The 12,462-nt window shown below is 60.4% G+C and carries 14 protein-coding genes; 11 read left to right on the top strand and 3 right to left on the bottom strand.

All coding sequences use genetic code 11. From position 1 onward, the window contains the following. Nucleotides 1-140: 140 nt before the first annotated feature. From HUJ17_RS04320 to HUJ17_RS04290, 7 genes are all read left to right on the top strand, one after another. Entirely contained in the window at nucleotides 141-851 is a 711-nt protein-coding gene (locus HUJ17_RS04320; RefSeq protein ID WP_290509519.1) for an SURF1 family protein, read from the top strand. A gap of 175 nt (nucleotides 852-1,026) precedes the next feature. Next, complete coding sequence (locus tag HUJ17_RS04315; protein WP_290509518.1) at nucleotides 1,027-2,355, top strand: ATP-binding protein; 1,329 nt, start codon at nucleotides 1,027-1,029, stop codon at nucleotides 2,353-2,355. Between the two features lie 3 nt (nucleotides 2,356-2,358). Then, the gene (locus tag HUJ17_RS04310) at nucleotides 2,359-2,910 is read left to right on the top strand and encodes a response regulator transcription factor (RefSeq protein ID WP_290509517.1); all 552 of its coding nucleotides are present in this window, start codon (nucleotides 2,359-2,361) and stop codon (nucleotides 2,908-2,910) included. A 336-nt stretch (nucleotides 2,911-3,246) separates the two neighbouring features. Beyond that, a complete protein-coding gene (locus HUJ17_RS04305; protein ID WP_290509516.1) occupies nucleotides 3,247-3,669 on the top strand; it encodes a VOC family protein in 423 nt (140 codons plus the stop codon). An 83-nt stretch (nucleotides 3,670-3,752) separates the two neighbouring features. After that, entirely contained in the window at nucleotides 3,753-4,763 is a 1,011-nt protein-coding gene (locus HUJ17_RS04300) for an AraC family transcriptional regulator (protein WP_290509515.1), read from the top strand. Between the two features lie 93 nt (nucleotides 4,764-4,856). Beyond that, nucleotides 4,857-5,495: a sterol desaturase family protein gene (locus HUJ17_RS04295; protein ID WP_290509514.1), complete on the top strand. Its 639-nt coding sequence runs from the start codon at nucleotides 4,857-4,859 to the stop codon at nucleotides 5,493-5,495. Between the two features lie 78 nt (nucleotides 5,496-5,573). Continuing rightward, a complete protein-coding gene (locus HUJ17_RS04290; RefSeq protein ID WP_290509513.1) occupies nucleotides 5,574-6,626 on the top strand; it encodes a DUF6670 family protein in 1,053 nt (350 codons plus the stop codon). A 2-nt stretch (nucleotides 6,627-6,628) separates the two neighbouring features. Here HUJ17_RS04290 and HUJ17_RS04285 read toward each other — a convergent pair whose 3' ends face one another. The 3 genes from HUJ17_RS04285 to HUJ17_RS04275 form a co-directional block, all read right to left on the bottom strand. After that, complete coding sequence (locus HUJ17_RS04285; RefSeq protein WP_290509512.1) at nucleotides 6,629-6,970, bottom strand: DUF3301 domain-containing protein; 342 nt, start codon at nucleotides 6,968-6,970, stop codon at nucleotides 6,629-6,631. Further along, entirely contained in the window at nucleotides 6,967-7,533 is a 567-nt protein-coding gene (locus HUJ17_RS04280) for a DUF1415 domain-containing protein (protein ID WP_290509511.1), read from the bottom strand. Before HUJ17_RS04280 ends, HUJ17_RS04285 begins: the two co-directional genes overlap by 4 nt. A 191-nt stretch (nucleotides 7,534-7,724) precedes the next feature. Further along, complete coding sequence (locus tag HUJ17_RS04275; RefSeq protein ID WP_290509510.1) at nucleotides 7,725-8,183, bottom strand: MOSC domain-containing protein; 459 nt, start codon at nucleotides 8,181-8,183, stop codon at nucleotides 7,725-7,727. A 353-nt stretch (nucleotides 8,184-8,536) separates the two neighbouring features. On the opposite strand from HUJ17_RS04275, the gene trpE reads away from it, so the two are divergent. The 4 genes from trpE to trpC form a co-directional block, all read left to right on the top strand. After that, nucleotides 8,537-10,030 carry an anthranilate synthase component I gene (gene trpE, locus HUJ17_RS04270; RefSeq protein WP_290509509.1) on the top strand — a complete coding sequence of 498 codons (1,494 nt, stop codon included), beginning with the start codon at nucleotides 8,537-8,539 and terminating at the stop codon, nucleotides 10,028-10,030. After that, the gene (locus tag HUJ17_RS04265; protein ID WP_035250222.1) at nucleotides 10,030-10,632 is read left to right on the top strand and encodes an aminodeoxychorismate/anthranilate synthase component II; all 603 of its coding nucleotides are present in this window, start codon (nucleotides 10,030-10,032) and stop codon (nucleotides 10,630-10,632) included. Before trpE ends, HUJ17_RS04265 begins: the two co-directional genes overlap by 1 nt. Beyond that, nucleotides 10,629-11,672 (top strand): anthranilate phosphoribosyltransferase, encoded by a 1,044-nt coding sequence (gene trpD / locus HUJ17_RS04260; protein WP_290509508.1) that lies wholly within the window; start codon nucleotides 10,629-10,631, stop codon nucleotides 11,670-11,672. Before HUJ17_RS04265 ends, trpD begins: the two co-directional genes overlap by 4 nt. Before the next feature lie 14 nt (nucleotides 11,673-11,686). Further along, the coding region (gene trpC / locus HUJ17_RS04255) for an indole-3-glycerol phosphate synthase TrpC (RefSeq protein WP_290509507.1) at nucleotides 11,687-12,462 on the top strand (776 nt) is incomplete at its 3' end.

Here is a 12,462-nt window from a genome sequence, read left to right as displayed (position 1 = left end):
AGGGGGCATGCAGAAACGCCCCATGCGTCGGACAAAAGCTTTTTCATCACAGACTTCACTGAGTAAAACCGCTTAATCTCAGTGTTCTCTGTGGTGAAAAGGGTTTAACGATCTTTCCCCACGTTTGAAGAGGCATTGCCATGGCTCGTCGGCGTCTTCTTTCTTTCCTGTTTCTGTTGTTGTGCCTGGCGGCCTTTGCCGGCTTTATTGCCCTGGGCGTTTGGCAGGTGCAGCGGCTGGCCTGGAAAGAGGATCTGATTGCCCGGGTAGATGCCCGTGTGCATGCGGACCCGGTGCCAGCGCCGGCACAGGGCGACTGGGCAACCGTGAGTAAGGCCGCCCACGAATATCTGCGCGTTGAGCTAACGGGACAGTATCGTGCCGAGGGGATCTCCCTGGTGGCGGCGGCCACGGAAGAAGGGCAGGGCTACTGGGTGATGGTGCCGCTACAACGGGGGGATGGCAGCTGGGTCTACATCAACCGGGGCTTCGTGCCCCAGAGTCAGCGGGAGCAGGCCGGTCGGGGAGACTTTACCCCGGGCGGCGAGGTCTCTGTGGTCGGCTTACTGCGCCTTAACGAACCGGGCGGCGGCCTGTTGCGGGACAATGTGCCCGCTGAGCACCGCTGGTATTCCCGGGATGTGCTGGCCATGGCCGAACGGCACGGGCTGGCACCGGTAGCCCCCTTCTTTGTCGATGCGGATGCCAGTGAGCAACCCGGACCGATAGGGGGGCTGACTGTAATCCGCTTCCCCAATAACCATCGGGTTTACGCCTTCACCTGGTTTGCCCTGGCGCTGGGTGTGATCCTGGCGGCCTGGCTGGTGGTCCGCGAACAGCGCAAGCGCTGACGACCCTGGTAGTGTTAACCGGCCCTGATGTCCTGTGGGAAGCGATGCTGGCATCGCGAAGCAGGTGGCACGGCGGTCGGTTTTTCGCGATGCGAGCATCGCTGCCCACAAAAGGGAATTAACGGTTGCTTAACCGCCTCACACCTTCACGCCGAAGTCGGTAAACTGACTGGCCATGGATAAACTGACAATGACAGCCCCCGCCGGCACCCCGCCCCTGGCGGCTATCCGCCGTTCCAGTGAGGACGTGGCCGGCCGCAAGAACCTGCAGCTGCTGATCCAGTTGCGCTGGATCGCCATGGGCGGTCAGTTGGCCACCATCCTGCTGGTGCACTTCGGTTTCGGCATCATCTTGCCACTGGGGCAGATGCTGGTGGTGCTGTTTGGCTTGCTGTTGCTCAACGCAGTCAGTCTGTTGCGCCTCAAGTTGCCGAAAAGCATCGGCAATACCGAGCTGTTCCTGTCGTTGCTGATCGATGTGGCCACGCTGACCATCCTGCTCTATCTCAGTGGCGGCGCCACCAATCCCTTTGTGTTTCTTTACCTGTTGCAGGTGATTCTTGGCGCCGTGCTGCTCAAGGTGTGGTCCACCTGGGTGATCCTGATTACTACCACCCTCTGTTTTGCCTGGCTGGCCTGGTCGGGCAAGCCGCTGCCGTTACCGCTGGATCATTCAAAAGGGCTGTTCAGCCTCTATATTGAGGGGATGATCATCTGCTTCGTGCTCAACGGGGTGCTGTTGGTGATCTTTATCAACCGCATCACCCGCAACCGCCGCCAGCGCGACGAGCACCTGGCGGAGCTGCGCCAGCGGGCCGCTGAGGAAGAGCATATCGTGCGCATGGGCTTGCTGGCCTCCGGCGCCGCCCATGAGCTGGGCACCCCGCTGGCCACCCTGTCGGTGATTCTCGGTGACTGGCGGCATATGGAACCATTCAAATCCGACCCGGATATGGCCCAGGAAATCGGCGAAATGCAGACCCAGGTGCTGCGCTGCAAATCCATCGTCAGCGGCATCCTGCTGTCTGCCGGTGAGGCACGGGGCGAGTCGTCGGAGGAAACCACCGCCCGGGAATTCCTGGATGACCTGGTTGCCGAATGGCGGGAAACCCGGCCGGTGAAGGATTTTATTTACCTGAATGATTTTGGCCAGGACCTGAGCATCGTTTCCGACTCGGCCCTGAAGCAGAGCATCCATAACGTGCTGGACAATGCCCTGGAGGCATCGCCGCAATGGCTGCGTCTGGATGTGCATCGCCATGACGACAACCTGGTGATCTCGGTGACTGACCGGGGGCCGGGCTTCCCGCCGACCATGCTGGAAAGCCTGGGCCGTCCCTATCAGTCCAGCAAGGGGCGACCTGGTAGCGGCCTTGGGTTGTTCCTGGTGATGAATGTGTTGCGTACCCTGGGGGGCAATCTGCGCGCCCGGAATCTGGTGCAGGGCGGTGCCGTGGTGATGCTGTCGTTACCCCTGTCCGCCGTTACGCTGGAAGAGGAATAAGTTGTGAGTGAGGTTGATCAACAGACTGAGCGGTTGCTGCTGATCGTGGAAGACGATGAGGCTTTTGCCCGCACCCTGAGTCGCTCCTTCGAACGGCGTGGCTATACCGTGATTCATGCTGCCGGCATGGAAGACATGGAGAAACTGCTGGAGGAGCACGATCCGGGGTATGCGGTGGTGGACCTGAAGTTGAAGGGTGAGGCCTCTGGTCTGGCCTGTGTGCAGACCCTTAATCAGCAAAACGAGGACATGCTGATCGTGGTGCTCACCGGTTACGCCAGCATTGCCACGGCGGTGGAAGCGGTGAAGCTGGGTGCCTGCCATTACCTGGCCAAGCCCTCCAACACCGACGATATCGAAGCGGCCTTCCTGCGCGCCGAAGGCGACGTGGACGTGGCCCTGACCGCCCGGGAAACCGACCTGAAAACCCTGGAGTGGGAGCGTATCCACGAAACCCTGGCGGAAACCGGGTTTAATATCTCGGAAACCGCCCGGCGGCTGGGTATGCACCGCCGCACCCTGGCCAGGAAGCTGGGCAAACAGCGCGTTAAATAACCCCCGGGTTTCTCTACAACGCCGCGTAGGAGCGACGCTTGAGTCGCGAATGGTTTGGTGGGCCTTCCTGCCTTCCTGTCCGTCGCTGGCGGCGCGATCACCCAAAACCTGAAAGACGTATTTACCACAGAGGTCACAGAGATCACTGAGGAAAAGACGGGTTTTCTCTGTGGGCTCTGTGTCCTCTGTGGTGAAAATGCTTTTGATCCTGGTCTCTTATCGCGCCGCCTACTCGCAGAGCACAGAGAGCGACGCTTACAAACGTGGGGACCTGTCGAAAAATCCTCATCCCAATCGATTAGCTATGGAAAGCCAATCCATTCAAGGAGAGAAACCATGTCAGACGTCCGTCTCAACCCCTACCTGAACTTTCAGGGAAACTGCCGGGAAGCCTTTGATTATTATGCCAGTGTGCTCCGGGCTGAGATCAGTTTTCTGATCACCATGGGGGAATCACCCATGGCCAGTGAGGTGCCCCCCGAGTGCCACAACAACATCTGCCATGTCTGTCTGAAAGGGGAAGGCATTGTACTGATGGGCTCGGATTGTCCCCCGGACGTTTATGAAAAGCCGCAAGGCACCATCATCAATGTGCAAGCGGAAACCGCCGAACGGGCGGAAGCGATTTTTACGGCGCTAAGTGAGGGCGGTGAGATTCGCATGCCCATGGAGGAGACCTTTTGGGCGGAACGCTTTGGCATGTGTACCGACCGCTTCGGGGTGCCGTGGATGGTCAATTGCGACAAACCCATGCCGTAGTGTAGCTGTGGCATTCGGGCTGCGGAGGCCTGGGCGTGTGGATGCAGCGTGCCTGCCTGCACACGCCCCCGTATACTTGTGCCATGAGCAATATACCTGCCAGCGATAACGGTACTTTTCTGTGGATGACCTACCAGGCCATGAGCAAGGCGGGCCTGGACTGCGCCGCCATCTTTGCCAGTGTCGGTATGCCTGACGAACCGCCGGATCGCTCCCAGCGGCGTATCAACTCTCCTCAGCAACGCTTCTGGGATGCGGCCGAAAAGGTTAGCGGCGATCCGGATATCGGGCTGCGCATCGGCGGTATGCTGCCGGCATGGCGGGGGCAGGTTCTCGAGTATCTGTTCCTCAGTAGCCCCACCTTCGGCGAGGGCCTGGAGCGGGCATTGCGTTACAGCCGGCTGATGACCGACGCCATGCAATTTCAGTTGCGGGTGGAGGGCGAGAGGGCAATCCTGTCCGGGCTCAGTCATCCGGTTCGTCATTATCTGGAATGTGCGACCTGCATTGTTCTGCGCTTCCTGCGCCATGTCTCCGAGGGCGACTTCCAGCCACAGCATATCCAGTTTGAACATGCCGAAGGCGCCAGTGGGACCCTTTACGAAAGTGTTTACCGGTGTCCGGTGGTCTTGGGGGCAGAAGAGGGGGCGCTGGTGTTCCCCGCTGCCCTGCTGGACCGGGCCTCGCCTGCGGCGGAGCCGGAGCTGCTGGCGGTGCATGAAAAACTGGCCTTGCAGAAGATGGCCGATCTGGCACGCCAGGATTTCCTGCTCACCCTGGAGCGGGAGCTGGGCAGCTTGCTGGAGCAGGGCGATGCGTCCCTGGATGCGCTGGCTGCGCGGGTTGGCCGCAAGCCTCGGGCGCTGCGGGCGGAGCTTGAGGAGGCCGGGACCAGCTTCAAACAGCTGCTGGCCGGTTACCGGGAGCGTCTGTCCCGGCGCTTGCTGGCGCGCACCCAGGAGCCCATCGACCAGATTCTCTATCTGACCGGCTTCTCGGAACCGGCGGCCTTTACCCGCGCTTTCAAGCGTTGGACCGGGGAAACCCCAAGTGCCTACCGCAAACGCAAGCAGTCGGAAAACCCGGATTCTTGATCCTGATGACGGGGATTACTGCTCTGCGGATCAAAGCGACCGGACAGGAGGTGGGCACAATAGCCGGCAACAGGTTATCCATGAGGTCTTCCCATGCTCGGTTTTCCCGTCGCATTGCTTGGCGTTAACGCCTTCGAGTGGTACGCCCACAAGGTGTGGTTGCACGAATTCCCGCGAAAGCACCGCAATAGTCCGTTCTTTACCCATATTCGCCACCACAAGCGTGCCCGTCTGAATGGTTTCGAGGACGAGGGCTACACCCAATCCATGTGGAAAGACCAGGAAATGTTCAATGAGAAGGCGGCGCTGATCGGACTCTGTGTCGTGTTCACGCCTACCGTGGTGGTGGCGCCCTTCTTTACCATCGGCGTGTACTATGGCGCCTGGCAATACTGGCATAAGCACAGCAAGGCGCATCTGGACCCGGAATGGGCGAAAGCAAACCTGCCCTGGCATTACGACCACCACATGAACACCAACCAGGACGCCAACTGGTGTGTGACGCGCCCCTGGTTCGACTACATCATGGGTACCCGGGTCATCGGGGAAGCGGATATCGCAGAAACCAACCCCCTGGGTATGGACCTGCCCCAGTGGCTGGAGAAGCCAGTCAACCGGGTGGCGCGCCGCCTGTTGCCAAGGGCCTTTGCGCGTCTGGACGCCAATGCCCGTGATGAGTCCTCCCGCCAGAAAAGCGGGGCGGTGGTGGCCATCGAGGCCGATTGCGCCTGAAGAATCATTGTGCATGTTCGTCGATAAGGAATTGATGACTTGTTAGTGTCAGCAAAACTGCCTGCCTGGGTTATGTCTGTGATTAACCGCGCCCTGGTGGACGGGGTGCTGCCACAGATTGACCACGCGGTGGCAGCGTCTGTAGAGCCGTTTACCGTGCCGGAGATCATGCGTCCGGATGGCGGAGGAAAACGCTATGGCATGGTCCATTACGGCATCTTTATTCCCGGTCTTCCGGAGCCGTTTCGTTACTGCAATATCATGACGTTGCTGGGTGCCACAGGCACCCTGATGATGGACAACGATTACCTGTTGCGTGATCCGCCGTCGGATACCGCCACTTTCCTGTGTTCAACGGCAGAGGGTGATGACCACCATTACCAGGCCTATTCCATTGCCAACGACTGCCGGCGGGAAGAGGGCGATGTGCTGGTGGCGTTCGGTGAGCACCTGACCATTACGGGCTGCTTTCCGGATTATCAGGTTGAGGTGGCCTATGAGGATTTCCGGCTGACGCTTGCTATTCGGTGTACCAATACGGTGTCGTGGTTTGTGCGCAATGTGGCCTACGATCACTTCAGCCTGCTGGCTTTTTGCAGTGGCACGCTGACCCGTAATGGGCAGACTCTGGAGATTCAGGACCACCCCTGCACTTTTGAATATGCGCGAAGCGCCAGCCCCTATGCGCTGACCCGGCGCGTGATCCCGGATGCCTGGAAATTGCCGGCGGATTTTTTTACCTACCAGATTATCAATCTGACTGATGATATTCAGCTGCTGTTGACCGATGTAAGTTCACTGGGTCGACCTCTTTTCAAAGGGATGCACGTGCGGAACCGAAGTGGTGCCGCGGCCATCCATGTGGATGATGTGAGTCTCGAGGTGCTGGAGTATCAGCCGCAACCGGCGCAGGCCCCGGATGGAAAAACCATGAGGTTGCCACTGCGATTTCGCTGGCGGGTTGGGAGCGCGGAGGGCGAGGAGCTCGATATCGAGTGCCGCATTGTCAGCCCCTGGCGTTTTGGTCTGGGTCGCGGCTATACCGCTTCCTATGCCTTTGAGGGACGGTACCAGGGGCAACCTTGCAGTGGCGACGGTTATATCGAGTACATCGACTGCGCAGGGCAATAAGGCTAGTGAATCCGCTCTGGCGGTGGCGTGTAGCGGTGGGGCGGTAACTCCACCCGTTGCACCTGGCCCCCCTGTACATAGGTGTGGCCCGGGTAGCGCTCGCCGCCGGTGACGGTGAATTCGAAGCGGTAAATCCGGGTGATGCGTCGTTTGCCGTGGCGGTCTTTCATCAGCGCCAGTTTTTCCAGCCCCACTGTATCATCCAGAAACTCTACCTCTTCCCGTTGGCAGAAACGCCGGGTGTAAATCAACGTCCGTTCGCGGATGCCGTGGGAGCGCCAGAACAGGGCGGCAATCACCACCACTGCTGTGACCAGGCCGATGTCGGTCAGATCCAGATTCATGGAGTTTTCCCTTCCAGATTGCCGAACAGGTCGCGCCACTGGTCTTCACTGAGGCCGTTAAGCGTGGCGATGTTGCGCTCGGGAATCTGTTCCGGGTCCGGGTAGTTGGCCAGGCCGCGGTCCAGGCTGGCTTCACGGAGGATATGCAGGATCGGGTAGGGCGCCCGGTTGGTGAAATTCTCCCGGTCGTCTACCTCCGTGTCGGCAAACTGATAGGCCGGATGGAAACTGGCAATCTGATAGGTGCCCTCCCAGCCTTGCTGTTCCAGCAGGCCGTCGGCCAGATCAAGCATGTCGTTGTAGTCGAGAAAATCGTCCAGCTGGTCGGGAATGATCAGCAGAGTGGTGTCGATTTGCTCGGCGGGGGTGCTATCCAGCCGTTTCAGTTCGTCGTACAGGTCTACCAGCAGGGTTTCCACATTACGGCTGTCGCTGACGGCAAAGTGAACCTGGCCGGCACCGAGAGGCTTGCGGGCAAAAGGGCACAGGTTAAGGCCGACGACGACCTGTTCCAGCCACTGGCGGGTTTGAGCGATGACGGTGTCAGAAGAAGGCATGTTCATTGGGGCTTACGGGGCAGTAAAAGGGCGAGGGTAGCATGGATTCGCACGCACACAGGAAAGATAACCCACGTCGAAGTCCGTGGTAGGAGCATCGCGCCGCCAGCGAGGCTCCTGCGGTGGGGAGAGTAGAACAGTTTTGCCGTAGGGCGGAAATTGCCGCGGGCAATCTCCGCCGATGCTGCGGTACAGGCTCAGCCTTCCGGCGTCACAATCTCGTCGCCCACGCGAACCACGCCGCTGGACAGGATTTCACAACGCAGGCCGCCACGGCCCAGCAGAGCCTTGACCACCTGAGGGGGTGTCAGGTCGCCGGCCAGTAGCTTGCCCACCACGGAGCACGGCTCGCACAATTCGATGCCACGCAGGTGGATGTTGCCGAGCAGAAATTCCCGGCCTTCCAGGGCATTCAGATCCACCCCTTCGGTGAGCACATTGCGGCGCAGGGTGTGGGGCTCAACCTGTTGTTGATAATCCCGGTTGTAGGCGGCAATGGCTTCGGATTCGATCAGGGTAATCTGTTCGGCCGGTTTGGCATTGCGTTTGTAATGACGGTCGCCAACGATGCCGCACCCGGCACGCAGCTGTACGGCAGGGTGGCTTTCCACTGGGCCGCGGGATTCACTGGCGGTGAACAAGGCAAGGACTTTCATGGGGCTCCTGGGTTGACGCCGGACGCCGGGTGCGGGGTAACGATCGAGGCATCAGTTTAGCAGTTTCCCCCGGGTTTTCAGCGTCTGGGGTAGCGCGTCTGGCGTCCGGCGTTCTCATTCGCTAGAATTCCTCCATCTTCACGTTTGAGAAAGGACGTCCCCCTTGGACCGTGCCCTGATCAACAGCTTTGCCTTCCTCTCCGCACCCGCCAGCTGGCGATGGTGACGCTCCCTCTGTGCCTGTGTTGAACGCTTGCACGGACACGCCCTTTTTGCCTTGTTTTTCCTCTACAATTGTTGCACTTGTCGGCCTGTGCGTTTGAATGGCCGAGCGAAGACCAATAGGGACAACCATGTCACAACAGCAACTGGATCGTTATGCCCGAGAGGGCTATACCCGGGTGCCGCTGGTACGCGAGGTGCTGGCGGATCTGGATACGCCGCTGACTGCCTACCGCAAACTGGCCCAGGGGCCTTACAGCTACCTGTTTGAATCTGTTCAGGGCGGCGAGCGCTGGGGCCGCTATTCCATTCTCGGGTTACCGGCCACGGAAGTGATCCGCATCACCGGCCAGGCCGTTACGGTCAGCAATGAGCAGGGTGAGACTACCACCGAGGTAGCGGACCCGATCCAGTGGATTGAAGACTATCGCCAGCAGTATCGCTCACCGGAAATTCCCGGGCTGCCCCGTTTCAATGGTGGTCTGGTGGGTTACTTCGGTTACGACAGCGTGCGTTATTTCGAGCCCCGACTGGGCCCGGCGCCCGGCGAGGATGTGCTCGGCGTGCCGGATATTCTGCTGATGCGCTCCGAAGAAGTGGTGGTGTTCGATAACCTGCGTGGCGCCCTGTTCCTGGTGGTGCATGTGGACCCCCGTGAAACCGATGCCGGCGAGCAGGCGGCGCAGCGCCTGGATGAGCTGCAGGCGCTGCTGCGTGCGCCCCTGCCGGAGCCGGAGCATACCGTCTATGGCGAGCCGGTGGACGAGAGCGATTTCCGCAGCGAATTCCCGGAAGAGCAATTCAAGGCCGGGGTGGAAAAGGTGCGCGAGTACATTCTCGCCGGGGATGTGATGCAGGTGGTGCCGGCCCAGCGCATGAGCTGCCCCTTCAAGGCGCCGGCGCTGGATCTGTACCGGGCGCTGCGTTACCTGAACCCGTCGCCTTACATGTTCTATCTGGATCTGGGGGACTTCCATATCGCCGGCTCGTCCCCGGAAATTCTCACCCGGGCAGAGCAGGGCGCCGTCACCGTGCGACCCATCGCCGGTACCCGCAAGCGCGGTGCCAATAACGAGGAAGACCAGGCTCTGGAAGCGGACCTGCTGGCCGACCCCAAGGAAATCGCCGAGCACCTCATGCTTATCGATCTGGGCCGCAACGATGTGGGCCGGGTGGCCAAGCCGGGCAAGGTGACGCTCACCGATAAAATGGTGGTGGAGCGTTACTCCCACGTCATGCATATCGTCTCCAATGTGGAAGGCGAATTGCGCGACGGTCTGGGGCCGCTGGACGTGCTGCGTGCCACCTTCCCGGCCGGCACCCTGAGCGGGGCGCCGAAGATTCGCGCCATGGAAATCATCGACGAACTGGAGCCCACCAAGCGTGGCGTCTACGGCGGTGCTGTGGGCTATATCGGTTTCAACGGTGACATGGATACCGCCATCGCCATCCGCACCGCGGTGGTCAAGGATCAGCGTCTTTACGTGCAGGCTGGCGCCGGCATTGTGGCCGACTCCGTGCCCCAGTCAGAGTGGGACGAGACCATGAACAAGGCCCGGGCCGTGTTCCGGGCGGTGAATCTGGCACTGGGTGGTCTCAACCTGGCAGACGGAGGACAGCGGTAATGCGTGTGCTGATGATCGACAACTACGACAGCTTTACCTACAACCTGGTGCAGTATCTGCAGGAGCTGGGTGCGGAGGTGCTGGTGCACCGCAATGACCAGATCTCCATCGACGAGATTGAAGCGCTGAATCCGGACCGGCTGATGATTTCTCCGGGCCCCTGTACCCCCAACGAGGCGGGCATCTCAATTGCTGCCATTCAGCACTTTGCCGGCAAGCTGCCGATTCTCGGGGTCTGTCTGGGCCACCAGAGTATTGGCCAGGCCTTCGGCGGCAAGGTGGTGCGCGCCCGCCAGGTGATGCACGGCAAGACCTCACCCATTTACCACAGTGGCGTGGGCATTTTCCGCAACCTGCCGTCGCCTTATACGGCCACCCGCTACCACTCTTTGGTGGTGGAAAAGGACAGTCTGCCGGACTGCCTGGAAATGACCGCCTGGACCTGCAACGAGGATGGCAGTGTGGATGAGGTGATGGGCATGCGCCACAAGACCCTGCCCATCGAAGGGGTGCAATACCATCCCGAGTCCATTTTGAGTGAGCATGGCCATGCCCTGCTCGAGAACTTTCTGAACAACGAACAACAAGGGGACGCCGCATGAATATCCAGCAGGCCCTGGCCAAGGTGGTCGAGCAGATCGACCTGAGCATCGAGGAGATGCAGGAGGTCATGCGTCAGATCATGACCGGCGGCGCTACCGACGCCCAGATCGGTGGTTTCCTGGTGGCCTTGCGCATGAAGAGTGAATCCCTGGACGAGATCACCGGTGGTGTGCAGGTGATGCGCGAGCTGGTCACTGCGGTACCGGTGCAGAATCGCCAGTATCTGGTGGATATCGTCGGCACCGGTGGTGACGGCGCCAACCTGTTCAATGTGTCCTCAGCCAGCGCCTTTGTGGCGGCTGCCGCCGGTGCCCGGGTGGCCAAACATGGCGGGCGTTCGGTGAGCTCCAAAAGCGGCTCGGCGGACCTGCTGGAAACCGCCGGCATCGCCCTGGACCTGACCCCGGAACAGATCGGCAGCTGCGTTGATAACGTGGGAGTGGGCTTCATGTTTGCCCCCAACCATCACAAGGCCATGAAATATGCGGTGGGCCCGCGCAAGGAGCTGGGTATGCGGACCCTGTTCAACATCCTCGGCCCCATGACCAACCCGGCGGGCGTGCAGCGTCTGGTGCTGGGTGTTTTCTCCGAGAAGCTGTGCCGGCCCATGGCAGAAGTCATGGGGCGTCTCGGTGCCGAGCACGTGATGGTGGTGCATAGTCGGGATGGTCTGGATGAGATCAGCCTGGCCACCCGAACCCATGTGGCGGAATTCCGTAACGGGGAAATCAGCGAATACGACGTGACCCCGGAAGACCTGGGGCTGGACTCCGATTCACTGGTCGGCCTGGATGTGACCGACTCCGACGCCTCCCTGGCCCTGATTCGCGATGCCTTCGGCAAACGCAGCAGTGACGCGGCCCGCAAGGCGGCGGACATGATCGCTCTGAACGCGGGGGCGGCCATCTATGTGAGCGGCATTACCCGGACTCACAAAGAAGGGGTACGAATGGCCGAAGACCTGATACACAATGGAGAGGCAGCAGAGCGCATGCGTGAACTGGCTCAATACAGCACGGCCCTCACGGCTGCGGACTGATAAGGAGAGCGGTTATGAGCACAGGCACCATTCTCGACAAGATCATTGCCCGCAAGCAGGAAGAAATTGCGGTCGGCAAGAACAACTACACCCTGGGCGAATTGGAGGCCATGGCCGACAATGAGCGCAAGGCCCGGGGATTCATCGCCAGCCTGTTCGACCGGGTGCGCGACCACCAGCCGGCGGTGATCGCCGAGATCAAGAAGGCCTCTCCCAGCAAGGGGGTGATTCGGGACGATTTCGACCCGGTGGAGATTGCCCGCAGCTACGAGAAGAACGGCGCGGCCTGTCTGTCAGTACTCACCGACAAGGATTTCTTCCAGGGCGACGAGCATTACCTGCGCGCCGCCCGCAACGCGGTGAACCTGCCGGTGCTGCGCAAGGACTTCATGATCGATCCCTGGCAGATCTTCGAATCCCGGGCCATGGGTGCCGATGCCATTCTGCTGATTGCGGCGGCCTTGTCGGATGAGCAGATGAACGAGCTCTACCACGCCGCCCAGCAGGCTGGCTGCGATGTGTTGGTGGAAGTGCATACCGAGGAAGAGCTGGAGCGGGCGGTGAATCTCAATGCCGAACTGATTGGCATCAACAACCGCAACCTGCATACCTTCGAGACCAGCCTGAATACCACCCTGGCCTTGGCGGAAAAGGTCCCCGGGGATCGAATGATCGTCACCGAGAGCGGTATCCACACCCCGGAAGACGTGAAGCTGATGCGCAAGAACGGCATTAATGCGTTCCTGGTCGGCGAGGCCTTTATGCGGGCGGAAGACCCGGGGGCGGCGCT

Source organism: Alcanivorax sp., from assembly GCF_014762765.1.
In the GTDB taxonomy this organism is placed as follows: domain Bacteria; phylum Pseudomonadota; class Gammaproteobacteria; order Pseudomonadales; family Alcanivoracaceae; genus Alcanivorax.
Note: the sequence above shows the minus strand (reverse complement) of the source record. Positions and strands in the feature narration are given on the sequence as shown.

What these genes read in the sequence shown, in the direction of transcription:
- HUJ17_RS04320 (WP_290509519.1), top strand. Translation starts at nt 141, where the DNA reads ATGGCTCGTCGGCGTCTTCTTTCTTTCCTGTTTCTGTTGTTGTGCCTG.
- HUJ17_RS04315 (WP_290509518.1), top strand. Translation starts at nt 1,027, where the DNA reads ATGGATAAACTGACAATGACAGCCCCCGCCGGCACCCCGCCCCTGGCG.
- HUJ17_RS04305 (WP_290509516.1), top strand. Translation starts at nt 3,247, where the DNA reads ATGTCAGACGTCCGTCTCAACCCCTACCTGAACTTTCAGGGAAACTGC.
- HUJ17_RS04300 (WP_290509515.1), top strand. Translation starts at nt 3,753, where the DNA reads ATGAGCAATATACCTGCCAGCGATAACGGTACTTTTCTGTGGATGACC.
- HUJ17_RS04295 (WP_290509514.1), top strand. Translation starts at nt 4,857, where the DNA reads ATGCTCGGTTTTCCCGTCGCATTGCTTGGCGTTAACGCCTTCGAGTGG.
- HUJ17_RS04285 (WP_290509512.1), bottom strand. Translation starts at nt 6,970, where the DNA reads ATGAATCTGGATCTGACCGACATCGGCCTGGTCACAGCAGTGGTGGTG.
- HUJ17_RS04280 (WP_290509511.1), bottom strand. Translation starts at nt 7,533, where the DNA reads ATGAACATGCCTTCTTCTGACACCGTCATCGCTCAAACCCGCCAGTGG.
- HUJ17_RS04275 (WP_290509510.1), bottom strand. Translation starts at nt 8,183, where the DNA reads ATGAAAGTCCTTGCCTTGTTCACCGCCAGTGAATCCCGCGGCCCAGTG.
- trpE (WP_290509509.1), top strand. Translation starts at nt 8,537, where the DNA reads ATGTCACAACAGCAACTGGATCGTTATGCCCGAGAGGGCTATACCCGG.
- HUJ17_RS04265 (WP_035250222.1), top strand. Translation starts at nt 10,030, where the DNA reads ATGCGTGTGCTGATGATCGACAACTACGACAGCTTTACCTACAACCTG.
- trpD (WP_290509508.1), top strand. Translation starts at nt 10,629, where the DNA reads ATGAATATCCAGCAGGCCCTGGCCAAGGTGGTCGAGCAGATCGACCTG.